The sequence below is a fragment of the Thermus sediminis genome (genome assembly GCF_003426945.1).
GTDB lineage: Bacteria > Deinococcota > Deinococci > Deinococcales > Thermaceae > Thermus > Thermus sediminis.
Genome location: NZ_QURO01000004.1, coordinates 312724 through 337344, shown reverse-complemented (window position 1 = coordinate 337344; position 24621 = coordinate 312724). Strand labels below are relative to the sequence as shown.

Annotated in this window: 21 protein-coding genes and 1 pseudogene; 10 read left to right on the top strand and 12 right to left on the bottom strand. The window is 67.5% G+C overall.

Annotated elements, in window-relative coordinates; translation table 11 throughout:
• Position 1: 1 nt before the first annotated feature.
• Complete coding sequence (gatC, locus tag ATI37_RS02400) at positions 2-271, bottom strand: Asp-tRNA(Asn)/Glu-tRNA(Gln) amidotransferase subunit GatC (RefSeq protein ID WP_198665491.1); 270 nt, start codon at positions 269-271, stop codon at positions 2-4.
• A gap of 10 nt (positions 272-281) precedes the next feature.
• Positions 282-1025: a DUF554 domain-containing protein gene (locus ATI37_RS02395; protein ID WP_117236952.1), complete on the bottom strand. Its 744-nt coding sequence runs from the start codon at positions 1023-1025 to the stop codon at positions 282-284.
• A 20-nt stretch (positions 1026-1045) separates the two neighbouring features.
• Here ATI37_RS02395 and mnmD point away from each other — a divergent pair, with 20 nt between their 5' ends.
• Positions 1046-1714 (top strand): tRNA (5-methylaminomethyl-2-thiouridine)(34)-methyltransferase MnmD, encoded by a 669-nt coding sequence (gene mnmD / locus ATI37_RS02390; protein ID WP_117236951.1) that lies wholly within the window; start codon positions 1046-1048, stop codon positions 1712-1714.
• Here the strand turns inward: mnmD and ATI37_RS02385 are convergent.
• Entirely contained in the window at positions 1608-2789 is a 1182-nt protein-coding gene (locus tag ATI37_RS02385; RefSeq protein ID WP_117236950.1) for a polysaccharide deacetylase family protein, read from the bottom strand. The two genes, mnmD and ATI37_RS02385, sit on opposite strands and share 107 nt — an antisense overlap.
• Positions 2780-3946, bottom strand: a complete 1167-nt coding sequence (locus tag ATI37_RS02380; protein ID WP_117236949.1) for an MFS transporter — start codon at positions 3944-3946, stop codon at positions 2780-2782. Before ATI37_RS02380 ends, ATI37_RS02385 begins: the two co-directional genes overlap by 10 nt.
• A 14-nt stretch (positions 3947-3960) precedes the next feature.
• Here ATI37_RS02380 and ATI37_RS02375 point away from each other — a divergent pair, with 14 nt between their 5' ends.
• Positions 3961-4644: a glycosyltransferase family 2 protein gene (locus ATI37_RS02375; protein WP_117236948.1), complete on the top strand. Its 684-nt coding sequence runs from the start codon at positions 3961-3963 to the stop codon at positions 4642-4644.
• On the opposite strand, the gene ATI37_RS02370 is transcribed toward ATI37_RS02375, so the two are convergent.
• The 4 genes from ATI37_RS02370 to ATI37_RS02355 are packed head-to-tail and all read right to left on the bottom strand — an operon-like array spanning position 4583 to position 8496.
• Entirely contained in the window at positions 4583-5794 is a 1212-nt protein-coding gene (locus tag ATI37_RS02370; RefSeq protein ID WP_117236947.1) for a glycosyltransferase family 4 protein, read from the bottom strand. The genes ATI37_RS02375 and ATI37_RS02370 overlap by 62 nt on opposite strands.
• 11 nt (positions 5795-5805) lie before the next feature.
• Entirely contained in the window at positions 5806-6882 is a 1077-nt protein-coding gene (locus ATI37_RS02365; RefSeq protein ID WP_198665490.1) for a glycosyltransferase family 4 protein, read from the bottom strand.
• Positions 6875-7921, bottom strand: a complete 1047-nt coding sequence (locus ATI37_RS02360; protein WP_117236945.1) for a glycosyltransferase family 4 protein — start codon at positions 7919-7921, stop codon at positions 6875-6877. The genes ATI37_RS02365 and ATI37_RS02360 overlap by 8 nt, the downstream gene beginning before the upstream one ends.
• On the bottom strand, positions 7918-8496 hold the full coding sequence (locus ATI37_RS02355; RefSeq protein WP_117236944.1) for a pyroglutamyl-peptidase I: 579 nt from the start codon (positions 8494-8496) through the stop codon (positions 7918-7920). Before ATI37_RS02355 ends, ATI37_RS02360 begins: the two co-directional genes overlap by 4 nt.
• Before the next feature lie 52 nt (positions 8497-8548).
• On the opposite strand from ATI37_RS02355, the gene ATI37_RS02350 reads away from it, so the two are divergent.
• From ATI37_RS02350 to ATI37_RS02330, 5 genes are all read left to right on the top strand, one after another.
• Positions 8549-9385, top strand: a complete 837-nt coding sequence (locus tag ATI37_RS02350; protein ID WP_117238486.1) for a DegV family protein — start codon at positions 8549-8551, stop codon at positions 9383-9385.
• 24 nt (positions 9386-9409) lie between these two features.
• Entirely contained in the window at positions 9410-12346 is a 2937-nt protein-coding gene (gene mfd / locus ATI37_RS02345) for a transcription-repair coupling factor (protein WP_117236943.1), read from the top strand.
• Positions 12347-12414: 68 nt separating this feature from the next.
• A complete protein-coding gene (locus tag ATI37_RS02340) occupies positions 12415-14706 on the top strand; it encodes a 3-hydroxyacyl-CoA dehydrogenase/enoyl-CoA hydratase family protein (RefSeq protein ID WP_117236942.1) in 2292 nt (763 codons plus the stop codon).
• A gap of 12 nt (positions 14707-14718) precedes the next feature.
• On the top strand, positions 14719-15912 hold the full coding sequence (locus ATI37_RS02335) for a thiolase family protein (protein WP_117236941.1): 1194 nt from the start codon (positions 14719-14721) through the stop codon (positions 15910-15912).
• A gap of 11 nt (positions 15913-15923) precedes the next feature.
• Positions 15924-17657, top strand: coding sequence for an acyl-CoA dehydrogenase family protein (locus tag ATI37_RS02330; RefSeq protein WP_117236940.1), 1734 nt, complete (start codon positions 15924-15926; stop codon positions 17655-17657).
• Between the two features lie 184 nt (positions 17658-17841).
• On the opposite strand, the gene cysS is transcribed toward ATI37_RS02330, so the two are convergent.
• Entirely contained in the window at positions 17842-19290 is a 1449-nt protein-coding gene (gene cysS, locus ATI37_RS02325; RefSeq protein WP_117236939.1) for a cysteine--tRNA ligase, read from the bottom strand.
• Between the two features lie 36 nt (positions 19291-19326).
• On the opposite strand from cysS, the gene hslO reads away from it, so the two are divergent.
• On the top strand, positions 19327-20352 hold the full coding sequence (gene hslO / locus ATI37_RS02320) for an Hsp33 family molecular chaperone HslO (protein WP_117236938.1): 1026 nt from the start codon (positions 19327-19329) through the stop codon (positions 20350-20352).
• Here hslO and ATI37_RS02315 read toward each other — a convergent pair.
• The 3 genes and pseudogenes from ATI37_RS02315 to ATI37_RS02305 form a co-directional block, all read right to left on the bottom strand.
• Positions 20349-21104: an ABC transporter permease gene (locus tag ATI37_RS02315; RefSeq protein ID WP_117236937.1), complete on the bottom strand. Its 756-nt coding sequence runs from the start codon at positions 21102-21104 to the stop codon at positions 20349-20351. The genes hslO and ATI37_RS02315 overlap by 4 nt on opposite strands.
• Positions 21089-21835 carry an ABC transporter ATP-binding protein gene (locus tag ATI37_RS12410; protein WP_117236936.1) on the bottom strand — a complete coding sequence of 249 codons (747 nt, stop codon included), beginning with the start codon at positions 21833-21835 and terminating at the stop codon, positions 21089-21091. Before ATI37_RS12410 ends, ATI37_RS02315 begins: the two co-directional genes overlap by 16 nt.
• Positions 21822-22814: pseudogene (locus tag ATI37_RS02305) on the bottom strand (ABC transporter substrate-binding protein). Before ATI37_RS02305 ends, ATI37_RS12410 begins: the two are co-directional and overlap by 14 nt.
• 95 nt (positions 22815-22909) lie before the next feature.
• Between ATI37_RS02305 and ATI37_RS02300 the strand changes: the two are divergent.
• Together ATI37_RS02300 and ATI37_RS02295 are read left to right on the top strand one after the other, a co-directional pair.
• Positions 22910-23323 (top strand): universal stress protein, encoded by a 414-nt coding sequence (locus ATI37_RS02300; RefSeq protein WP_117236935.1) that lies wholly within the window; start codon positions 22910-22912, stop codon positions 23321-23323.
• A gap of 9 nt (positions 23324-23332) precedes the next feature.
• A complete protein-coding gene (locus ATI37_RS02295) occupies positions 23333-24571 on the top strand; it encodes a PLP-dependent transferase (protein ID WP_117236934.1) in 1239 nt (412 codons plus the stop codon).
• Positions 24572-24621: the final 50 nt, after the last annotated feature.

Below are 24621 nucleotides of genomic sequence, written 5' to 3'. Positions count from 1 at the left end.
GCTACTCCAAAACCGGGGGGACCCGGAAGAAGCCTTCCTCCTGGTCGGGGGCCACGGAGAGGGCCAGGGCCTGGGGGAGGGAGGGCCTTTCCTCGTCCTCCCTTAGCCGCCCCAGGGCCTCATCCCCTTCCTCCACCTCTACCTGGGGCAGGGTGTCCACGAAGTCCAGGATGCGCCTCAGGTCCTCCAGGAGAAGGGCCTCCTCCTCTGGGGAAAGCCTGAGCTTGGCCAGGGCTTCCAGCTTCCTCAATAGCTCGGAGGATAGTTCCATGGGGGCTATCTTAGCTCAGCCAGTCGGCCAGGGCCCAGACCAGGGGGGCGAGGAGAAGAGCGGGCAGGAAGGAGCCCACCCGCACCTTGGTGAGGCCCAGGAGGTTGATCCCCACCCCCAGGACCATGAGCCCCCCCACCCCGGTCACCAGGAGGACCCGGGGGTCCTGGGCGGGGTCGGGGAGGACCTGGGCCAGGGTGCCCGCCAGGAGGGCCACCCCGCCCTGGTAGAGGAGGATCACCACCACGCTGAACCCTACCCCGATCCCGAAGGAGCTGGTGAGGGCGATGGCGCTCATCCCGTCCAGGGTGGCCTTGAGGAGCAGGAGGCTTGCATCCCCGGTGAGGCCGTTTTGGATGGAGCCCAAAAGGGTCATGGGGCCCACGCAGAAGAGGAGGCTTGCCGCCACGAAGCCCTCGGTGAAGCTCCCCCCGCCCCGCACCGCCCGCTTGATCTTCTCCCCCAGGCCCTCGAGGGCCTCCTCCACCCCCAGGGCCTCCCCCAGAAGCCCCCCCAGGACCAAGGCCAGGAGGCCCAGGACCACCCCGTCTACGGCTCCCCCTTTGGCCCCCCCCAGGGCCTGGGCCATGGAGAGGCCGATGAAGAGGGTGGTGAGCCCCACCCCCTGGACCATGATGCGGGCCATGCGCTGGGGTAGCCTGCCCCTTAGGGCCAGGCCCAGCCCCGTGCCCAGGGCCACCGTGGCGGCGTTCACCAGGGTTCCCGAGAGCCTATCCAGGAGGGTGAGCTCCATGGGGGGTATTCTAAGGGGGCGTGGAGGTCCTGTACACCGAAGACGGCACCCCCACCCTCTTCCACCCCGCCTACGGGGAGGCCTACCACCCCAGGCAGGGGGCCCTCCTCCAGGCCCGGAGGCTCTACCTGGAGAGGACCCGGACCCACCTCCACCCGGCCCCGAGGGTCCTGGAGGTGGGCCTGGGCCTCCTGGTGAACTTCCGGGTGGCCCTGGAAAGCGCCCTGGCCCGGGGGGTCTTCCTCCGCTACCTGGCGGTGGAAAAGGAGCCCCTGCCCCGGGAGGTCCTTTCCGCCATCCGCCTCCCCCTGCCCCTGGGGGAGAGGGTCTTTGGGGAGATCCTCGAGGCCTGGCCCGAGGAGCGGTTTTCCGGCCCCTGGGGGGAGCTTAGGGTGGTCTTCGGGGATATCCGGGAGGTGGCCCTTCCCGCCCTCTGGGCCACGGCGGTCTATCTGGACCCCTTCAGCCCCAAGGCCAACCCCGAGGCCTGGGAAGCCCCGGTGCTCAGGAGGCTCCGCCTGGCCCTAAGGCGGGGCGGGGTGCTCGCCACCTACTCCGCCCAAGGAGCCTTCCGGCGGGCCCTCAAGGAGGCGGGGTTTCGCCTCCACCGGGTGCCAGGGGTGGGGAAGCGGGAGTGGACGGTGGGAATCGCCGTAGAAGCTCCTCGGTTTCCATGTAGCGGAGGGTAGCGGCGGGCCTACGCCAGTCGGGGAGGTCGCCTCGGTAGAGCCAGAGTTGCCACATGGTGGCTAAGGCGGCCAGGCGGGCGGCCCATGGGGGAAGAGGGTAAGGCCAAGGCTGGAAACCCAAAACCCGTAGGTCCTCCGCCTGGTAGCTGAAACCATAAAGGAGTTTGGGCCTAGGAATCTCGCCCCTTTCTATCATGGCCGCAAGCCCCTTCATCCCCTCCCGAATCTGTCTGAGGGCTTGGAAGGGGCTGAGCTCCACCACCCGCTCGGAGTCCAGATGGAGTTCCAAAGCGGGCTCTCCTCTAAGTGGAGGAAAGGGAAAAGGCTTGGCTTCCACTTTGAGGAAATCAAAAGGGCCGAGACCTACCCTTTTTAGCCCGTGCCTCCGGTCATACCGCTCGTTGAACCCCTGGAGGCCCCTGACCAGGGCTAAACGGGGCCCCAGGGGTATGGGGGAAAGCTCGTCTAGGGTGACGGACCGGTAGCCCAGCGCCCGCATCCTGGGTAGGGCCAGCTCCAGAAGCCTCAGGGTCCTTTCGGGGCCATCGTGGAGGAGGACCACGCTCCCTGGGCGCAGGTAGTAGAGAAGCCTCTCCGCCAAGGCCTCAGGAGGCAGGTCCAGCCAGTCCTTGCTCTCCAGGTCCCAGAGGGCCACCCTTTTCCCCAGTAGGCGGGCGAAGAGGCGGGTGAAGGGGGTGTGGAGACCGTGGGGGGGGCGGTAGTACCGCGCCGGGTTCTCCGCCATGTGCCGCCACTCCACCCAGGGCAGAAGGAGCTTCCAGGCCTGGTGGATCTGGCCGTGGTCCTCTATCTGGTGGCCCTCTTCCCTGATCCTTTCCACCAGGTCTGGCCGCTTCTTCGCCTTTTCCCCGGTGAGGAAGAAGGTGGCCTTCACCCCGTGGGCTTTCAGGAGGTGAAGAAGAGCCTCTGTCCTTTCCGAAGGGCCGTCGTCAAAGGTGAGGGCCACCTTGGGCTCCCGCCGGCTTCCCCGGGCGTAGGCCCCAAGGCCCAGAAAGCGGAAGAGGATATCCGAAAGTCCGTAGAGCAGAAGGACCAATCCGAAGGCTAGTTCCATCCAAACCTCCGTAGCGCTAAGGCGTAGAAGAGGCTCAGGCTAAAGAGGATGATGCCCCCCGCCAAGAAGGGAGCTTGGAGCCCAAAGGCCTCCCAGAGAGCCCCTCCCACCACGGGCCCCAGGGCCACGCCGAGCCCCTCCACGGTCATCAGGCTACCCCAGATGGCGGCCCGATTCTCCTGGGGCAGGTTCTTGGCCAGGAAGCCGTTCCACCCCGGCATGAAGAGGCTGAAGCCCAAGCCCCCCAGGGCCGCAAGGAGAAAGACCTCCGCCAGAGAGGGCCCCAGGGCCAGGCGGAGCATGACCCCGCCCAGGAGGGCCAGGCCCAGGATCAGGGGCAGGCGGTACCCCTTGCGGTCCACCATTCTGCCGGTGAAGGGGAGGAGGCCGAAGGCGAGTCCGCCGCCAAGGAGGAGGAGCCCCCCTACCCCGATGGGCTCGAGGCCCAGGCTCTCCTTGGCGAAGCGGAGGAGGAAGAGGGAGACCAAAGCCGGGGCGAAGGTCTGGCCGAAGGCCGCGGGCAAAAAGAACAGAGGGCGGGAAAGGGGGTAGCGCTTCCGGCTCTTCGGGGGCACGGGGATGCGGAAGCGGAGGAGAGAGAGGGCCAGGGCCAGGGCCGCCCCCTGGGCGAAGAGGAGGGCGGTGAGGCCCGCCTCCGGGTGGCGCCAGGCCACCTGCCCCACCCCCACCACCCCGATGCCCACCCAGGGCAGGACCAGGGTAAGGGTGAAGGAAAGGGCCCTGGCCTCCCTTCCGGGGACAGCGATGCGGCTGGCGTAGGTCATGAGGCCCGGGTAGAGGGTGGACATGGAAACCCCCCAGAGGAGCCCCAAGGCCCAGAGGGTCCAGGCCCCGTGGGCCGCGGGGGTGAGGAGGAGGGCCAAAAAGCCCACAAAAGCCGCCAGGCTGGCGGTGAGGCCGAAGCCTACCCGCTCCGCCATCAGCCCCCCCAGGCCTTTGGAGAGGTGGTCGGCGAGGTGATGTAGGGTGTAGGCCAGGGTGAAAGCGGTGGGGCCTAGCTCTAACCTTTCCGGGGCGTAGAAGGCGAGAAATCCAGCAAAATAACCGCTCCTTACCCCCTCCATCAGACCCACGGCCAGGATGAGGCGGAGGAGGATGCTAAGACCGTCTTGGGCCCAAGGCAGGTAGCGAAACACGCTAAAGTATACCCGTGCGCATCAGCGTGGTGATCCCCGCCCACAACGAGGAGGCCTACCTTCCTAGAGCCCTTGGGGCGGTGGCGGCCCAGACCCTGAAGCCCCTGGAGGTCATCGTGGTGGACAACGCCTCCACCGACCGCACACGGGAGGTGGCCGAGGCCCACGGCGCCCGGGTGGTTCTCTGCGCCAGGAAGGGGGTGGCCTTCGCCCGGCAGGCGGGCCTCCTGGCGGCCCGGGGGGAGTGGGTGGCCATGACCGATGCCGACTCCTTGCCCACGGAGCGCTGGCTGGAACGCCTGACCGCGCGGGCAGGGGGGGCGGTGGCCCTCTACGGCCCCCTACGCTTTTACGGGGTCTCCCCCTTTGAGGCCACCCTTTCCGAGCAAGGCTACCGGGCTTTTCTCAACCTGATGGCCCTCCTCGGTCGGCCCAACCTGGCGGGGGCCAACATGATGCTCCTCAAGGAGGCGGCCCTCTGGGTGGGCGGCTTCCCCGAGGTGGAGGCCCGGGAGGACGTCCTTTTGGGTTGGAGGCTAAGGCGCCTCGGCCCTGTGCGCTACGTGCCCGAGGCCCTCGTCCTTACCTCGGCCCGGAGACTCCAGGGGGGCTGGGGGCCTTTTCTCCTGAGGCAGGTTAGGAACCTCCTGGGCGATCCTCGAGGTTACTTCGGGGAAGGCGGGGAAAGGGAAAGATGAGCCGCCTGGGCTCGGCGCGGAGGATCTCGCTGGCCTCTTCGTAGACGGCCACGATCCTTTCGGCGATGCGCTCCGCTGAGCGTTCCAGGGCCCAGGCCCGGGACCGTACGCTGAATCGCCGCCGCTTTTCCTCATCCTGGAGGAGCTCTAAGGCTTTTTTCGCCAAGGCTTTGTAGTCTCCGGGGGGCACTAGGTATCCGGTCCTTCCTTCCTCTACCCCTTCTAAAGTCCCTTCCGCTCCCACCGCTATCACCGGCACCCCCATGGCCTGGGCCTCCCAGATGACGAGGCCCTGGGTTTCCGTCTCGCTGGCGAAGAGAAAGAGCTCGGCCGAACGGTAGTAGCCCCCGATCCTTCGGTAGGGGACGGGTCCTAGAAAGCGCACCCTGTGGACGATGGAAAGCTCCCGGGCCAGGGCCTGGAGATAGGTAAGCTCGGGACCTTCCCCGATGTGAACCAGGAAGACGTCCTCCACTCGGGCCATCTCCGCCAGCGCCCTCAGGACCAGGTCAAAGCTCTTCTCCTTCCCCAGGCGGCCCACAGTGACAAGCCGCCTTTTCCCCTCGGGCCAGGGGGGAGGGGAGGGGAGGGGGGCCTCCTCCAAGAGGCGGTTGTCAATCCCCGTGGGGATGACCCGGATGGGCCTCTCGATCCCGTACCCTTCCGCCAAGCGTCTCACCGGCTCCGTGGGGGTGATGACCACCTCCACCCGGTTGTAGAAGGCCTTGGCCAGGCGGGGCACGATGCCCGTGTACCGATCCAGAACGGCCAGGCCTGGGATGTAGTGGGCGTACTTCTCGTAGTGGGTGTGGAAGGTGGAGACGTGGGGCAGGCCCCTGTTGCGGGCGAGCCTCAGCCCCCAGACCCCGAGGGTGAGGGGGGTGTGGGTGTGGACGATCTCGAACTTCGTAGGCAAATAGCGAGCCGAAGGTAGGGCGATCTGCTGGCCCTCGTAGAAAGGGTAGGCCACCGAGGGGACCCGCACCACGCCCTCTTCCTCCTCCGGGGCCTCGGGGTGGGCGGGAGCCAGGACCCAGGCCTCGTGCCCCATGCGCCTGAGCTCCCTCAGGAGGAGGTAGACGCTGGTGGTCACCCCGTTGGGGTTGGGGAAGTAGACGTCGGTGAAGAGACCTACGCGATAAAGACGCATCCTAGGGGATTCTACCTACGGTTTAGACATTGGTGTAGGGCTTCAACCAGGGCTTGGGCGCTATGGGCGTTGGTTCGCTCCCGTAGGATGCGCTCGCGTCCTTTTTGGCCCATGATTTTGAGTTCTGTCGGGTGGTCTTGGAGCCAGCGCACGACTTTGGCTAGAGCCCTAGGCGTAGGAGGGACCAAAAGTCCTTCCGAAGGTGAGAGCACTTCCTTCTGGGGAGGGAAGGGGCTTGTAATCACAGGCAGGCCCGATGCCATACCTTCCAAGATGACGAGCCCAGGGTTGTCCCCTAACGTGGGGAAGAGGACTGCATCGCTTGCCCGGTAGAGCTCGGACACGTCCAGGCGAGGCTTTAGAAACCGAACGTTGTTCACCCTTAGAGCGCGGCTCAAGGTCTGGATAACTCGGGCTAAATTCCCTTCTCCTACAAGAAGGAACTCAGCTTCAGGTACAAGCTTGGCAACAAAAGCGATACTGATTTGATTTTTCTCCAGGGTGAAGCGGGCGGGTGTAATGAGCGTAAAGCGCTCCAAGCGATATGTATGGCGCAGTTGGTGCCGCTGTTCCTCCGTCGGGGGCTTAAAGTGGTTTGGATCAACGCCTACGGGCACCACATGGGCTCTCAAGCCGAAGTGGCGCTGAAGGTATGAAGACGCCCAGTAAGTCCCTACGAACAGGCAGGTAGCCCGGTGGAGGTATTTGGCCTTGGTAAATCCATAAATCCAACGAAAAAGGTGGGTTAGGCCGAGTGGATAATGATATTCCAACTGATCATGAATGTATACAGCGAGGGGGAAACGTAAGGTAGAAAGCAGTATGGCATAGGTTTTGGGAAACCAGCTTTGGAGAACGCGTATGGGATAGCCTTCAGTTTCCGAGGAGAGTTCTTTTAAAGAGCGATAAAGCACAGTGGTGATGCCTGCGCGGCCCAGCTGGTTAGAAAAGGGCTTCAGCTTAGGGTGCGCGGCGAGATAGACGGTTGGTTTGACGCCCAGGGCTGGCAAAAGCGGAAGGGTTTCCCTAAGCCAAACTTCGCTCCCCGCTACCCGCGGAGCGTCGGTGATGAAGGCGACTTCAAGCACGATGTACCTCACGAAGCGTTTGGGCTAGCTGGAGGGCGCTTTGTTCCAAGTTGTGACGGGCTAGGACCCAGGCACGGGCGGCTTTGCCCAGCGTAGAGGGCAAGGTTTTCAAAGTAAGAGCAAGTTCGCAAGGGGAAGGATTGGCAAGTCTCCCAGTGTATCCATCCTGAATGAGCTCCTTTTGGGCGGGGATGGGAGTGGTGACCACGGGGAGGGCTGAGGCCATGGCCTCGAGGGTGGCCAAGGACTGGTTCTCCCCTAGGGTTGGGAGGAGGACGGTGTCCACGGCTCGGTAGAGGTCAGGCATATCCTCTCGCCTTCCTAGGAAGCGCACGTTTTGAAGGCGCAAAACTTGCGCCATCTTTCGCCAAAGCCCCTCCAGCTCGCCCGTTCCCACCAGGAGGAAGTCTACCTCAGGGAGAAGCCTGGCGGTGAGGAGGACGGCCAAGTGGTTCTTTTCCGGGCTCATGCGTGCGGGCACAAGAACGGTGTATCGGTTCAGGTCATACCGAGCCCTGAGAGCTTCCTTTTCCCCTGGAAGGGGTGGGCGGAAGCGCTCTGTATCCACGCCGTTGGGAACAGCAAAGACCCTTTCTATCCCATGGACCTCCCTTAGCCATCTGGCGGCCCATTGGGAGACGGTGATGACCGCTTCGGCGCGCTTTAGGTTAGGTACTTGGAGAAGGCGATAACCCAGGCGGTAAAGGTACCGGCCTCCCAGGGGATAAAAGACCTCTATCTGGTCATGAATAAGAAGCGTTAACCGTGGATAGTGGGTGAAGAAGGCCCTGTAGCTCTGTGGGTACCAGGCCGAGGCCACCACGCGGTCAAACCCCCGCGGCAGATCTTTTAGGGTCCGGTAAGCGTGGACTGGGATTCCCTGTTTCAGAAGCGCTTCCCGGATGGGCCTGTTGCCTTCGGCCAGAGGCAGGGCGGCCTCGGGACTTAGTCCCAAGGTTTTGAGGCGGGGAAGCATCTCCCGGAGGTAGACCTCGCTTCCTCCAATCCGCTTGGCGTCGGTGAGGAAGAGGACCCTCACAGGGCCTCCAGGGCGAGGAGAACGGCCCGGGCCTGGACCTCGAGGGGCACATAGGGGCCGGGCCGCTCCAAGGCCAGGGTTTCGTCGGGGGGAAGGTGGAGGAAGCCCACCGGGACCCCTTCGGGCAGGTGGTAGAGGGAGAGGTAGAAGACCTGGTTGCAGAGGTAGCTTCCGGCGGAGAGGCTCTGGCTTCCCGGGATGCCCGCTTCCCGCCAGCGCCTTAGGACCGCCTTGACGGGGAAGCGGGCGGGGAGGGCCAGGGGGCCTTCGGGAAGGATGGGGGTGTCCTCGAGGACCCTCCCCCCATTGTCGGGGCGCTCAAAATCCAGGAGGTTCACAGCCAGCCGCTCCACGGAGATAAGGGGTCTTTTCTCCGCCAGGCCCAAGTGTAAGACTGCCTCTGGCCCCTCCCGGTAAAGGGCCAAAAGGGCCTCTCCCACCCTTTCCGTGTCCGCGGGGAGCAGGGCCTTGCGAAGGGGCCTTCCCCCTATGGCCTCCGGTAGGAGGGGGAGGAGGGCCTCCGAGGGGTTGTGGGGTAGGCCGCCAAAGGGCTCAAAGCCGGTGACCAGGACCATGCCCCTGCCATTATAGGGGGGCCATCCTTTGACCTGGTATAAGATGGGGGGCGTGGACTTGGGTCTCGTCACCGACTCGGCTTCGGACCTTTCCCCCAAGGTTCTCCGGGAGGAGGCGGTGGGCCTGGTGCCCGTCTACGTCCACCTCTTGGGGAGGCGTTACAGGGACTGGCAGGAACTCACCCCGGACGCCCTTTACCAGGCCATGCGGGCGGGGGCGGAGCCCGTGACCGAGCCTCCCAGCGCGGAGGACTTCGCCGAGGTCTACGAGCGCCACCTCCAGGTCTACGACCGCCTCCTTTCCCTCCACGTCTCCGGGGAGCTCTCCAAGACCGTGCAACGGGCCCGGGAGGCGGCCTTGCAGGTGGCCCCCACCCGCATCCGGGTGCTGGACTCAGGGATGGTCTCGGCGGGGCTTGGGGCCATGGTCCTAAGGGCGGTGGAGATGCTGAAGAGGGGTGCTGAGGAGGAGGCGGTGGTGCGGGAAATGGAACGGATGAAGCGTTCCAGTCTCTATTTCAGCGTGGCCGACCTCTCCCACCTGGCCCGCAACGGCCGCCTTCCCCGCTTTGGCGAGGTGGTGGGGAACCTCCTGGGCCTAAGGCCCATCCTGCGCATTGAGAAGGGGCACATCCGCTTCCTCAAGGTGGCCCGGGAGAGCGCGGTACCCGAGGCCTTGGCTGGCCTGATCCTGGGGGAGTTCCGGGGGCGGGTGGCCCGCATCACCATCGCCCACACCGAGGCCAAGAGCGAGTGGCTGGAGGGCCTAAAGCGGAGTCTGGAGAGCGCCCTTCGTCTGGAGCGGGGCCGGATCACCCGCTCCGGGGCCACCATCGCCGCCAACGTGGGCCTCGGGGCTTTGGCGGTGCACGCCTACGCGGTAGAATAGCCCCTGGCCCCTTTGGGGCCCAGCATGGAGATCGCCCTGGAGAAGCTTTACGGCCACCGGGTCGCCTTGCCCCAGGTGGCTGCTGCTTTGCTCCTTGCCCGGGAGAAGCCCCCGGCCCTTCTCCTGGTCCCAGAGGAGCGCCTTAGGCGCTACCGGGACCTTTCCGCCTTCGGGGTGCCCGTCTACCCCAATCCGGGCCTCGAGGCCCTGGAGGAGCGGGCCCTCTTCGTCATGGGCTACGAGGAGGCCCTGAGCCCCTTCCCCGAGGATCCCGGGGCCTTTCGGCTCGTGCTGGAGGTGGGCCGGATCTATTCCCGGGAGGGACTCCTGGAGCGCCTTTTGGGGATGGGCTACGCCCGGGACGAGGAGGTGAGGGTCCTAGGGGAGGTCCTGGAGGTGGGGGAGGTGCGCCTGGAGTTCTTCGGGGAGGAACTGGAGCGCCTTTTCGTCGCGGGTGAGGGAAAGAGGCGGCACGTCCTCCTCTCCAAGCCGGGGAAGGCCGAGGGCTTCACCTCCCAAAAGGTCCTCCACTTCCCGGGTCCCGTCTACCTGGACATCCCTTCCCTGGCCCCCAAGGCGCTCTGGCCCCTTCTTGCGGGGAGGCCCCTGGTGGCCCTGGGGGCGGGGGTGGAGCTTCCCCCTCTGGACCTGGGGACGAGGCCCATCCCCCCCTACCGGGGAAGCCTCAAGGCCTTGGAGAAGGACCTTTCCCGCTGGCTTGCTGAGGGGAAGCGGGTCCACCTCTTCGTGGGCCACGCCCGCACCCTGGACTACCTGAAGGGGCGCCTCGCCGCCTTCTCGCCCCTGGTCCTGGACCGGTACCCCGGGCCTAAGGGGCGGCTTTCCCTCCTGCCCGGGGCCTTTGAGGGCGGGGCGGAGTGGGGGGAGGAGGTCCTCCTCACCGAGGCCCTGGTCTTCGCCACCGGGGCAGCAAAGGCCAGGTTGCGCCTAGGGGAGGGCCTTACCGATCCCGGGGCCTTGAGCCCGGGGGACTTCCTCATCCACCCGGAGCACGGCATCGGCCAGTACCTGGGCCTGGAGACCCGGGAGGTCTTGGGGGCCAAGCGGGACTACCTGGTCCTCCGCTACGCCGGGGAGGGGCGGCTCTACCTGCCCGTGGAGGGCCTTCCCCTCCTCAAGCGCCACCCTGGCACCACCGACGACCCCCCGGAGCTCTCCTCCCTGGGCAAGGGGGAGTGGCAGAGGGCCAAGGAGAGGGCCAGGAAGGACGTGGAGGAGCTAGCCGCCAGGCTCCTTGTCCTCCACGCCAAGAGGAGGGCCACCCCGGGCCGGGCCTTTCCCCCTCTCCCCGAGTGGGACCCCCTCGTGGAGGCGGGCTTCCCCCATGAGCTCACCCCCGACCAGAGGCGGGCCCTCGAGGAGGTCCTAAAGGACCTGGAAAGCCCCCATCCCATGGACCGCCTGGTCTCGGGGGACGTGGGCTTTGGCAAGACGGAGGTGGCCCTAAGGGCCGCCCACCGGGTGGTGGGCCACGGGGCCCAGGTGGCCTTCCTGGTGCCCACCACCCTGCTGGCCGAGCAGCACGGCAAGACCTTCCGGGAGCGCTTCCGGGGGCTACCCGTGCGCATAGGGGTCCTCTCCCGCCTCACCCCCCCCAAGGAGGAGGAGGCCATCCTGAAGGGCCTGAGGGAGGGCACCCTGGACCTCGTCATCGGCACCCACCGCCTCCTCCAGCCCGATGTGGCCTTCAGGGACCTGGGCCTTCTCATCGTGGACGAGGAGCACCGCTTCGGCGTGGCCCAGAAGGAGCGCATTCGGGAACTCAAGGAGAACGTGGATACCCTCTACCTCTCCGCCACCCCCATCCCCCGCACCCTCTACTCGGCCCTGGTGGGCCTCAAGGACCTCTCCAGCATCCAGACCCCACCGCCGGGAAGGAAGCCCATCCAGACCTTCCTTGCGCCCTTTGACCCCCTTCTCGTGCGGGAGGCCATCCTGATGGAGCTGGAGCGGGGGGGAAAGGCCTTTTACGTGCACGACCGGGTGGCCTCCATAGAGGCTAGGCGGGGCTACCTGGAGAACCTGGTCCCCGAGGCCCGGATTGGGGTGGTCCACGGGCAGATGCCCGAGGCCCTCATAGAGGAGACCATGCTCCTCTTCGCCGAGGGGGCTTACGATGTCCTCCTCGCCACCACCATCATTGAGGCGGGTCTGGACATCCCCGAGGCGGGCACCATCCTCATTGAGCGGGCGGACCGCTTGGGCCTCGCCACCCTCTACCAGCTAAGGGGCCGGGTGGGAAGGCGGGACCAGGAGGGCTACGCCTACCTCTTCCACCCGCCAAGGCTCACGGAGGCGGCGGAGAAGCGCCTCCACGCCATCGCCGACCTTTCCGACCTGGGAAGCGGCCACCTCCTGGCGGAGCGGGACATGGAGATCAGGGGTGTGGGGAACCTCCTGGGCCCCGAGCAACACGGCCACATCCGGGCCCTCTCCCTGGAGGTCTACACGGAGCTCCTGGAGGAGGCCTTGAGGAAGCTCAAGGGGGAGGAGGCGGAGGAGAGGCCCCACGTGACCCTGGACCTCTCCCTCTCCGCCCGGCTTCCCGCGGAGTACGTGGGGAGCCTCGAGGCCAGGAGCCGCTACTACAGCCGCTTCGCCGAGGCCAAGACCCTGGCGGAGGTTTCCCGCCTGGTGCGGGAGCTCAAGGAGCGCTACGGCCCTCTCCCCGAGGAGGCGGAGAACTTCGTCAACCTCACCCGGCTCCGCCTGGTGGCGGAGAGGAAGGGGGTGCTCTCCCTCACCGAGGACCTCACCCACCTCCAGGCCGTCTTCCCCCGCTTCCCCCTGGACTACGACGCCAAGGCCCTGAGGGAGCTTCCCTTCCGGGTGGAGATCACCCAGTACCCCCCTGGCTTCCGCCTGGCCAAAAGGGGCCTGAGGCCCCGGGACTACCCCGAGGCCCTCATGCAGGCCCTCTACCTCTTCGCCGACCGCTAGGTGAACCTCCCCTTTGACAGGGCCCCGGGGGTGGGGGTAAACTTTGACTCAGTATAAGGAGGTTAGCCATGATCAAGAAGGTAGGCGTGGTGGGCGCGGGGACCATGGGGAGCGGGATCGCGGCCCTCTTGGTGAGCGCCGGCGTCCCGGTGGTCCTCCTGGACATCCCCGGGAAGGAGGACCGGAACGAACCCGCCAAGAAGGGCCTGGAGCGGGCCCTGAAGGCCAAGCCGGCGGCCTTCATGGACCCCGACCTCGCCCGGAACGTGGAGATCGGCAACACCGAGGACCACTTAGAGAGGCTCAGGGACTGCGACTGGGTGGTGGAGGCCATCGTTGAGAAGCCCGAGCCCAAGCAGGCCCTCTACGCTCGCCTCGAAGGCCTCCTCAAGCCCACGGCCATCGTGAGCTCCAACACGAGCGGGATCCCCATGGCAGTCCTCTTGGAGGGGCGCTCCGAGGGCTTCCGCAAGCGCTTCCTGGGGACCCACTTCTTCAACCCGCCCCGCTACCTCCACCTCCTGGAGCTCATCCCCACCCCCGAGACCGACCCCCAGGTCCTGGAGGCGATCCGCCGCTTCGGCGAGCGCATCCTGGGCAAGGGGACGGTCCTGGCCAAGGACCGCCCGGGCTTCATCGCCAACCGCCTGGGGGTCTACGGCATGGTCCAGGCGGTGCGCCTCATGGAGAAACACGGCCTTTCCATTGACGAGGTGGATGCCCTCACCGGGCCTCTCCTGGGCCGCCCTAACTCCGCCACCTTCCGCACCGCTGACCTCACGGGCCTGGACGTGCTCAGGCTCGTGACCGAGGAGCTCGCCCAGGCCACCGGGGAGGACTTCGCCCTGCCCCCTTGGGTCCTCCGCCTGGTGGAGGAGGGCCGTTTGGGGGAGAAGGCTGGGGCGGGGTTCTACAAGCGGGTGAACGGGGAGATCCTCACCCTGGACCCCAGGACCCTAGACTACGGGCCCAGGGCCAAGCCGGACCTCCCGGAGGTTAGGACCCTTCGCGATCTCCCTCTTGCGGAGCGCCTTCCCCGGGTTTTGGAGCTTCCCGGCAAGTACGGGGCCTTCCTCAGGGAGCTTTTCGCCAAGACCGCCCACTACACCCTGGAAAAGGCACCGGAGATCGCCTACGACCTGGTGGCCGTGGACCAGGCCCTGGAGTGGGGCTTTGGCTGGGAGATGGGCCCCTTCAAGAACATGGACGCCGTGGGCCTTGCGAGGGTGAAGGACCTCCTCGCGGAGCATGGCCTCCCCCTCCCCGAGCTCCTAGAGAAGGCGGACGGGGCCTTCTACAAGGGGAATACCTTCCTGGGGTTTGACGGGGCCTACCACCCCCTGCCCCAGCGGGAAGGGGTGGTCTCCCTCAAGGCCCTAAGGTCCGAAGGGAAAACCCTTCTAGAGGGCAAGGAGGCGGCCCTTCTGGACCTGGGGGACGGGGTGGTCCTTCTGGAGTTCCGCACCAAGATGAACGCCATCGGGGAGGGGGTGATCCGCATGCTCCAGAAGAGCCTGGAGTACGTGGAGGAGAAGGGCTACCTGGGCCTCGTCATCGGCAACGAGGACCCCAGGGCCTTCTCCGCCGGGGCCAACCTGGCCCTGATCCTCTCCGGGGCTCAGGAGGGGGATTGGGACGAGCTCTCCTTTGCGGTGCGCCAGTTCCAAAAGGCCTCCATGTCCTTGCGCTACAGCCCCTTCCCCGTGGTGGTGGCCCCCTTCGGCCTCACCCTGGGGGGTGGGGCGGAGTTCACCCTGCACGCTGACCTGGTCCAGGCCCACGCCGAGCTCTACATGGGCCTCGTGGAGGCCGGGGTGGGCCTGCTGCCCGCTGGGGGCGGCACCAAGGAGATGCTCCTCCGCTTCACCGAGGAGCTAAGCCCTTACGAGGAGGCCGATCCCTTTGAGGCGGTGAAACGGGCCTTCGGCCTCATCGCCATGGCCAGGACCTCCACGAGCGCCCTCGAGGCCCGGAAGATGGGCTTCCTGAGGGATAGGGACCGGATCTCCATGAACCGGGACTTCCTCATCGCCGACGCCAAGCGGCGCGTCCTGGAGCTCGCCCCCGACTACCGCCCGCCCCTTTCCCCCAGGATCCGGGTCCTGGGTAGCGAGGCGTTGGGCAACCTCCGCTACGCCGTCTGGGCCTTCCATGAGGCGGGGGAGATCACGGACCACGACATGCGGATCGGCCTGGAGATCGCCTACGTGCTCTCCGGCGGGGAAGGCCCGGCGCGGGAGGTCTCGGAGTGGGACCTTTTGGACCTAGAAAGGGAGGCCTTCCTGAAGCTCCTCGGCACCCGGAAGACCCAGGAGCGCATCGCCTACACCCTGAAGACGGGGAAGCCTCTTAGGAACTAGAAGGGGGAGAAGATGCGGGAAGCGGTCATCGTGAGCGCGGTCAGGAGCCCCGTGGCCCGGGGCAAGAAGGATGGGGCCTTGGCCACCCTGCACCCGGTGGACCTCTCCGCCCAGGTGATGCGGGGGGCGGTGGAGCGGGTGGGCCTGGACCCTAGGGAGCTTGAGGACGTCCTCTGGGGGTGCGCCATGCCCGAGGCGGCCCAGGGGCTGAACATCGCCCGTCTGGCCCTCCTGCGGGCGGGCTTTCCCGTGGAGGTGGCGGGGGCCACGGTCAACCGCTTCTGCTCCTCGGGCCTCCAGACCGTGGCCATGGCGGCCCAGGCTGTGATGACGGGGATGGCGGACGCGGTACTGGCGGGCGGGGTGGAGATGATGAGCCAGGTGCCCATGTCGGGCTTCCACACCCGCCTCCACCCCGACCTCACCCCCACGGAGTGGAGCCCGGAGGGGTACTCCACCTACATCGGCATGGGCTTCACCGCCGAGCGGGTGGCGGAGCGCTTTGGCATCAGCCGCGAGGACCAGGACCGCTGGGCCCTAAGGAGCCACCAAAGGGCGGCCCAGGCCTGGGCCGAGGGGCGTTTTAGCGAGGTGGTCCCCATCCGGGTGCCCAAGGTCACCTACCAGGGCACCAAGAAGCGGGTGGAGGAGGTCCTCTTTGCGCGGGACGAGACCGTGCGGCCCGACACCAGCCTCGAGGCCCTCTCCAAGCTCCGCCCTGCCTTCAAGAAGGGGGGCACGGTGACCGCGGGGAACGCAAGCCCCTACTCCGACGGGGCGGCGGCCCTCGTCGTCATGAGCCGGGAGAAGGCCGAGGCTTTAGGCCTAAAGCCCCTGGCCCGCCTCCTGAGCTTCGCCGTGGCCGGGGTGGAGCCGGACGTGATGGGCATCGGCCCGGTGAAGGCGGTGCCCAAGGCCCTGGAGCGGGCCGGGCTCAGGCTGGACCAGATCGGGCTCATCGAGTTCAACGAGGCCTTCGCTGCCCAGGTCCTGGCGGTGATGCGGGCTTTGGAAATGCCCGAGGAGAAGACCAACGTGAACGGCGGGGCCATCGCCCTGGGCCACCCCCTGGGGGCCACCGGGGCCAAGCTCACCGCCCAGCTCATCGCTGAGCTTTCCCGTCGGGGTGGGGGGTATGGCCTCGTCACCATGTGCATCGGCGGCGGCATGGGGGCCGCCGGGGTCTTTGAGGTGTATCCGGCGTAAAGGGGGAGACCATGACCGAGGAGAAGAAGCTTTGGCAAAAGGGCGGCGGCTGGATTCTGGAGAGCCCGGAGGGCGTTTACACCCCGGAGGACTTTGACGAGAGCGTCAAGGAGATCGCCCGCACCACGCGCACCTTCGTGGAAAGGGAGGTCCTTCCCCTCCTGGAGCGCCTGGAGCACGGGGAGCTTTCCCTCAACGTGCCCCTCATGAGGAAGGCGGGGGAGCTCGGGCTTCTCGCCATAGAGATCCCCGAGGCCTACGGGGGCCTGGACCTGCCCAAGGTGGTCTCCACCGTGGTGGGGGAGGAGCTTTCCGGCACCGGGGGCTTTTCCGTCACCTACGGGGCCCACACCTCCATCGGCACCTTGCCTCTGGTCTACTTCGGCACCGAGGAGCAGAAGCGGAAGTACCTCCCCAAGCTGGCCACTGGGGAGTGGATCGCCGCCTACTGCCTCACGGAGCCGGGCTCGGGCTCGGACGCCCTCTCCGCCAAGACCCGGGCCACCCTCTCCGAGGACGGGAGGTACTACATCCTGAACGGGGTCAAGCAGTGGATCTCCAACGCCGGCTTCGCCCAGCTCTTCACCGTCTTCGCCAAGGTGGACGGGGAGCACTTCACCGCCTTCTTGGTGGAGCGGGACACCCCGGGCCTCTCCTTTGGCCCCGAGGAGAAGAAGATGGGCATCAAGGCCTCCAGCACCCGCCAGGTGATCCTGGAGGACGCCAAGGTGCCGGTGGAGAACGTCCTGGGCGAGATCGGCAAGGGGCACAAGATCGCCTTCAACGTCCTCAACGTGGGCCGCTACAAGCTGGGGGCGGGGGCCGTGGGCGGGGCCAAGCGGGCCTTGGAGCTTTCCGCCCAGTACGCGGCCCAGCGGGTGCAGTTTGGCCGCCCCATCGCCCGCTTCGGCCTCATCCAGGAGAAGCTGGGGGAGATGGCGAGCCGCATCTACGCCGCCGAGAGCGCCGTCTACCGCACCGTGGGCCTCATCGACGAGGCCCTTTTGGGCAGGGAAGGCCCTGAGGCGGTGATGGCGGGGATTGAGGAGTACGCCGTGGAGGCCAGCATCATCAAGGTCCTGGGCTCCGAGGTCCTGGACTACGTGGTGGACGAGGGGGTGCAGATCCACGGGGGCTACGGCTACTCCCAAGACTACCCCATTGAGAGGGCCTACCGGGACGCCCGCATCAACCGCATCTTTGAGGGCACCAACGAGATCAACCGCCTCCTCATCCCCGGGATGCTCCTCCGCCGGGCCCTGAAAGGGCAACTTCCCCTCTTCCAGGCGGCCATGAAGCTCCAGAAGGAGCTCCTGGAGCCCAGCTTTGAGGAGCCCGAGGACCTGGAGCTCCACCAGATCGCTGGGCTCAAGAAGCTCTTCCTCACGGTGGCGGGCCTGGCGGCCCAGAAGTACGGCCAAGGGGTGGAGGAGGAGCAGGAGGTGCTCGCTGCTGCCGCCGACATCCTGATCGACGCCTACGCCGCCGAAAGCGCCCTCCTAAGGGCCAGGCGGCTTGGGGAGTTGGCCCAGGCCATGGCCCGGATTTACCTGGTCCAAGCGCTGGACCGCGCCCAGGTGCGGGCCCTTTCCGTCCTGCCCAGGCTGGTGGAGGGGGACGAGGCCCGGGTGGTCTACTCCGCCGCCCGCAGGCTCACCAAGCGGGAGCCCGTGGACCTGGTGGCCCTGAGGCGGAGGGTGGCCGAGGCGGTCCTCGAGGCCCAGGGCTACCCCATCCCCCGCTAAGGGCCCTTCATACCACCCCATGCTGGCCCGAGCCAGCATGGGGGCCCGAGGGCATCAGGGCTGTGGGGGAACTTTTTGGGGCCCCCACTGCGGCGAAAGCCGCAGTGGGGTACTTAGCATGGGGCCCTGGCGGAAGGTTCCCGGGAGGCTTTTCTGAGCTGAAAGAGCGAAGGGAGCTAGAAGGCTATCGCAGCGCCTCTATGCGCCACCTAGGGCCTTCTTTGGTGTCCTCCACGACGACCCCCAGGGCCTTCAGCCTCTCCCGGATGCGGTCGCTTTTGGCATAGTCCTTGGCCCGCCTCGCCTCCTCCCTGAGCTCCAGGAAGAGGCCTATGAGGCCCTCCAGGAGGGGGCCGGAGAGCTTTTCCTCCAGGACCCTTTCCGGGAATAGGCCAAGAAGCCCCTCGCCCAGGGTGTGGAAGACCCCTTCTGCCCGCTCCAGGCTCTCCCGCCTGGCCTCGGGGAGGAGGCGGTGGAGCTCGGGGAGGAAGGTGAAGAACTGGGCCAGGGCCTCAGGGGTAGAGAGGTCGTCCTCCAGGGCCTCCAGGACCCCTTTCTCCAGGGCGTCCAGGGCCCTTTCCAGCTCCGGGGTGGTGCCGGGGGAGGCCGCCCCCTGCCTGGCCCGCACCTCCCGGTAGGCGTTGAGGAGGCGTAGGTACCCCCTTTTGGCGGCCTCTAGGCCCTCAAAGGTGAAGTCCATGGGGCTTCGGTAGTGGGTCTGCAGGAGGTAAAAGCGCAGGGCCATGGGCTCGTGGGCCCGGAGGAGGTCGTGGAGAAGGACCAGGTTCCCCGTGCTCTTGGCCATCTTCTCCCCCTCGAGGAGGACGTGGTTGTGGTGCATCCAGTACCGGGCGAAGCGGTACCCCGCCGCCTCCGCCTGGGCGATCTCGCACTCGTGGTGGGGGAACTGGAGGTCGATTCCTCCCGCGTGGAGGTCAAACCCCTCCCCCAGGTACTTGAGGCTCATGGCGGTGCACTCGATGTGCCAGCCGGGATACCCCTCCCCCCAGGGGCTTTTCCAGCGCATGAGGTGGCCGGGCTCGGCCCGCTTCCAGAGGGCGAAGTCCAGGGGGTCCTCCTTCTCCTCCCGCACCTCCACCCGGGCCCCAGCCCGAAGCTCCTCGGGCCTCTTCCCGGAGAGCTTCCCGTACTCGGGGAAGGCCCGTACCCGGAAGTAGACGCTCCCCTCCCGCACGTAGGCCACCCCCCTCTCCAGAAGCCTCTCCGTGAGTTCCCACATCTCGGGGATGTGGCCGCTGGCCCTGGGGGTGATGGAGGGCCTGAGGACGTTCAGGGCCTCCATGGCGTCAAAGTAGCTCCAGGTGTACTTCTCCGCCACCTCCATGGGCTCCAGCTGCTCCAGCTTGGCCCGCTTGGCGACCTTGTCCTCCCCCTGGTCGGCGTCGTCCGTGAGGTGGCCCACGTCGGTGATGTTGGAGACGAAGCGCACCTTGTAGCCCTGGTGGAGGAAGTAGCGCCTTAGGACGTCGTAGACGATGGGGCCCCGGGCGTGGCCCAGGTGGGGGTCGGCGTAGACGGTGGGGCCGCAGACGTAGATGCCCACGTGCCCCGGGGTGGTGGGGAGGAAGGGGACCTTCTTCCTCTGCATCGTGTCGTAGAGGACGAGGCCCATAGGGCGATTATAGGGGTTGTGGCAAAATGGCGGGGTATGGGACGGATCCTCAGGGGTTTGGCAGGAGAGGGACACCTTAGGGTGGTGGCGGCGGAGACGGGGGACGTGGTGGAGGAGGCCCGGCTTCGCCACGGGCTCTCCCCCACGGCCACCGCCGCCCTTGGCCGGGCCCTGACCGGGGCGCTTCTCCTGGCCCAGCTCCTCCTCAAAACCCCCAGGGAGCGCCTTACCCTGCGCGTAGAGGGCACGGGGCCCTTGGGGGGCCTGGTGGCCGAGGCGGACGCCTTTGGGAACGTTCGCGGGTACGTGAAAAACCCCCAGGCGGAGGTTCCCCTGCGGGAGGACGGGAAGCTCAACGTGGGGGAGCTCGTGGGAGCGGGCTTCTTGCGGGTGGACCGGAGCCTGGCGGGTGGGGAGATCTACACCAGCACCGTGCCCCTGGTCTCGGGGGAGATCGCCGAGGACCTGGCCCACTACCTCTGGCAGTCGGAGCAGATCCCTTCGGCCCTTCTCCTGGGGGTGCGGGTCAGGGGGGAAGGGGAGGTGGAGATGGCGGGGGGCGTGGCCGTGCAGGTTGTGCCTGGGGCCCCCGAGGCGGTGGTGGGCCGCCTCGAGGCCAACCTAGCGGGCCTCCCGGGTCTCACCCCCTTGCTCAGGGAGAAGGGCCTCGAGGGAGCCCTGGCGGCCATCTTCCAGGGGCTCGGCTACGCGCCCACGGACCTCAGGGCCCTAGGCTACCCCCTGAACGGGATCCCCGCCCAGTTCCGTTGCCGCTGCAGCCGGGAAAAGGCCCTGGAGGCCTTGGTCTTTTTCACCCCCGAGGAGCGGGAGGAGATGATCGTCAAGGACGGGGGGGCGGAGGTGGTCTGCCACTGGTGCGGGGAGGTCTACCGCTTTCGCCCGGAGGAGATCCGCACCCTGGTGGCCGAGGTCCGCTGCCCCGACTGCGGGGCCCTTTGGCTTTACCCCCGCTCCGACGGCACCCTCTTCCGCGTAGAGGGAGAGGTCTGCCGCTGCGGGCGGAGGGTGGAGGTCCCCCCGGAGGGGCGGGTCGAGGCCTAGCCCCGCGCTTGCTCCCTCGCCTGCGGCCGCCAGCGGAGGAGGTGGCGCTCCAGGCGGTCGAAGAGGAAGAAGAGGAGGAGGACGAAGAGGACGATGAGGGCGATGAGGGCCAGGGAGAGCTCGGCGTTGTAGGTGCTTTGGGCGAAGGAGAGGAGGTAGCCTAAGCCCTGGCTCGCGGCCACGAACTCCCCCACCACCGCTCCCGTGAAGGCGAAGCCCACGGCCACCTTTAGGGAGGAGAGGACCCAAGCGGCGAGGGAGGGGAGGTAGACCTCCCTTAGGAGCCAAAGCCTGCCACCCCCCAGGGTCCGGACCCTTTCCACAAGCCTCGAGTCCACGTTCCGCACCCCCCCATAGACGGCGAAAAAGATGAGCAAGGCCACCAGCACCAGGCTCAGGGCCACCTTGGAGGCCAGGCCGATGCCCAGCCAGATCACGAAGAGGGGGGCGAGGATCACCCGGGGAATGGCGTTCAACAGGAGCATGACGGGCCCCAGGAGGTCGGCGACGAGGGGGCTGAAGGCGGCCAAGAGCCCCAGGGCCCCTCCCAGGAGGAGGCCCCAGAGGAGCCCCAGGAGGGCGGCGCTGAAGGTGGCCTGGAGGTGGGGCCAGATCTCCCCGCCTGCGAGGAGGCCCCAAAGGGTGAGGAGGACCTCATGGGGGGGTGGGGCGTAGAGGGAGTTCGCCCACCCCATGGCGGCAAACCCCTCCCAGAGGAGGAGGAGGCTGAGGACCCCTAGGATGCGGCGCATAGGGCCACCTCCTCCAGGTCCTGCCAAAGCCGCCGAAGCAGGGGTCCGAAGCGGGGGTCGCTCCGCACGCCCACCGGGTCCCGGGGCCTGGGGAAGGGCACGGGGTACTCCTGGGCGATCCGGGCCCTGGGCCCCTGGGCGAGGAGGTAGACCCGGTCGGAGAGGGCCAGGGCCTCCTCGAGGTCGTGGGTCACCAGGAGGACGGAGATCCCCTCCCCCTCCACCAGCCGCAGGAGGTCGCGGGTAATCTCCGTGCGCAGGATGGCGTCCAGGCTGGCGAAGGGCTCGTCCATGAGGAGGAGGCGGGGCCTCAGGGCCAGGACCTGGGCCAGGGCCACCCGCTTCCTCTGCCCCCCGGAGAGCTCGTGGGGGAAGCGGTCCCCAAGGCCCCTTAGCCCCAGGCGATCAAGCCAGGCCTCCGCCTCCTCCAGGGCCCTCCCCCTGGGCAGGCCCCGGACCCTGAGGCCTAGGGCGGCGTTCTCCCGGGCCGTGCGCCAGGGGAGGAGGGCGTCCTCCTGGAAGAGGAAGCCCAAGGCGCCCCCAGGAAACCCCCGCCGGATCTCCCCGGAAAGGGGCCTGAGGAGGTCGGCGATGGCCCGGAGGAGGGTGCTCTTGCCGCTCCCCGAGGGCCCCACCAGGCTCACGAACTCCCCTTCCGCCACCTGGAGGCTCACCCCCTCCAGGACGGGAACCTTGCCGTACCCCAGGGCCAGGTTTTCAACCCGAAGCACCTAGCACCTCTAGGTCCAAAAGGGCCTCCACGCGGAAGGAGGGGGGGAGGAGTCCCGCCTCCACCTGGCTTTCCGCCACCCGGCGAGCGGCCTCCAGGTCAATCCGGACCCCCGTGGGGTAGAGGTCCTTGCGGTAGCGCTCAATGACCGCCCGAAGCCTCTCTTCATCCCCGCCCGCGATCAGGGCCTTGGGCAGGGTGTCGGTGATGAGGCGGGCGCTCGCGGTGTGGACGAAGCGGAGGGCCTTCTCCAGGGCCCTGGCCAGGGCCCTCATCTCCTCCAGCCTGGCCTGGCGCTCCTCCCGCCGCAGGGCCACCCCCATGAACTCGTAAGGCCCGCCCAGGTAGGCCTGGGCCTGCCTCAGGTCCATGAGGTTCACCAGCTCCCGCCCCCCGGCCTCCTTGAGGAGGGTGAGGGCGGGCTCCTGGACCATCCCCGCCTCCACGTACCCCGCCCTCAGGGCCTCGTAGAGGTTGGGGCCCAGGGTGGCGTACTGCACCCGCCTGGGGTCCACCCCGGCCTTCTTCAGGAGGTAGACGAGGAGGACGTGGTCCGCGTTGCCCAGGGCCGAGACCCCCACGGTCTTCCCCTCGAGGTCCCTTAGGCCCCTAATGGCGCTCCTGGGGCCCGTGGCCAGGGCGAAGAGGGGGAGGCGGCCCGTGGAAGCGAAGCGGAGGAGGGGGGCTCCCTGCTAGTAGGCCTGGAGGGCAGCGTCCAGGCTGGTGGCGGCGTAGTCCACCGCCCGCCCCACCAGGAACTGCAGGGCCTGGCTCCCCCCCCGGGCGTAGACCAGCTCTACCTCCAGGCCCTCCTCGGCAAAGTAGCCCCGCTTCAAGGCCACCTCATAGGGGATGATGCAAAGGAGCTGGGAACAGAAGGCCAGGCGTAGCCGCCTCCTCCTTTGCGCCAACCCTAGCCCCCCCAAGGCCAGCCCTGAAAGCCCCTGCACCACCTTGCGCCGGTCCAAGCAGCAGCCCATACCGTCGTGGTGCTACCTGAGTTTCACTTTGTCAAGGGTATTTCTTCCCCCGGCGCCTGGCCTGGCCTTCCCAGCGCTCCAGGTAAAATGCCCCTATGTTCAAGACCATCCTCTTGGCCTACGATGGCTCGGACCACGCCAAGCGGGCGGCGGGGATGGCCAAGGCCGAGGCCCAGGCCCACGGGGCGAGGCTTGTCGTGGTGTACGCCTACGAGCCCGTGCCCGACTACCTGGGGGAGCCCTTCTTTGAGGAGGCCCTGAAGAGGCGGCTGGAGAGGGCGGAGAAGGTGCTGGCCGAGGCCATCGCCCTCACCGGGGTTCCCAAGGAGGACGCCCTTCTCCTGGAGGGGCGGGCGGCGGAGGCCATCCTCCAGGCGGCCATAGGGGAGAGGGTGGACCTCATCGTCATGGGCACCCGGGGCCTGGGGGCGGTGGGGAGCCTCTTCCTGGGGAGCCAGAGCCAGAAGGTGGTGGCCGAGGCCCCCTGCCCCGTGCTTCTGGTGCGCTAGGAGGGCGGCGTGGAGTACGAGACCCTGGCGGTCCATGCCGGCCTCCCCGAGGACCCCCACGGGGCCCTGGGCCTTCCCATCCACGCCGTGGCCGCCTACGGCTTCAAGACCCTCGAGGAGGGGACGGAGCGCTTCGCCACTGGGGAGGGGTACGTCTACGCCCGGCAGAAGGACCCCACGGGGAAGGCCTTGGAGGAGCGCCTTCGGGCCTTGGAGGGGGCGGATTACGCCGTGGCCTTCGCCAGCGGCCAGGCGGCCACCTTCGCCGCCCTCCTCGCCCTCCTCCGCCAGGGGGACGAGGTGGTGGCGGCCCAGGGGCTCTTCGGCCAGACCATTGGGCTTTTCGGCCAGGTCCTGGGGCTTATGGGGGTGCGGGTCCATTACGTGGACCCCGAGCCCGACCGGGTGCGGGAGGCCCTAAGTGCCAGCACCCGGGCCATCTTCGTGGAGACCATGGCTAACCCCGCCCTCCTGGTCCCAGACCTCGAGGGCCTGGCCGCCCTAGCGGAGGAGAGGGGGGTCGCTTTGATCGTGGACAACACCTTCGGGGCCGCAGGGGCCCTCTGCCAGCCCCTCAGGTGGGGGGCCCATGGGGTGGTGCAAAGCCTCACCAAGTGGGCGAGCGGCCACGGCTCGGTCCTGGGCGGGGCCGTCCTTTCCCGGGACACGGCGCTCTGGGCCCGCTATCCCCAGTTCCTGGAGAAGGACCCTCGGGGCCAGGTGCCCTGGGAGGCTCTAGGGGGGCGGTGCTACCCGGAGAGGGTCCGCACCCTGGGGCTTTCCCTCCTCGGCATGGCCCTTTCCCCCTTCCACGCCTACCTCCTCTTCCAGGGCCTGGAAACCGTGGCCTTAAGGGTGCGGCGGATGAGCGAGACGGCGGCCTTTTTGGCGGAGCGGCTTTGGGGCCATCCCAAGGTGAAGGACCTCCGCTACCCGGGCCTCCCCGAGGACCCAGCCCACGAAAGGGCGAGGCGGTACCTGGCCCACTTCGGCCCCGTGCTGACCTTGGACCTGGGGAGCCAGGAGGCGGCGAGCCGCTTCCTCCGGGCCATCCCCCTGCCCAAGGCGGCCAACCTGGGGGATGCCCGCACCCTCCTTGTCCACCCCTGGACCACCACCCATAGCCGCCTCCCGGAGGAGGGGAGGCTCCGGGCGGGGGTCACCCCGGGCCTGGTGCGGGTTTCCGTGGGCCTCGAGGCTCCGGGGGACCTCCTTGGGATGTTCCTGGAGGCCTTAGAGTCTATGTAGGAGAGTAAAGGCACGAGCCTGGATAATCGTGAAAGAAATCACAAAAAGCC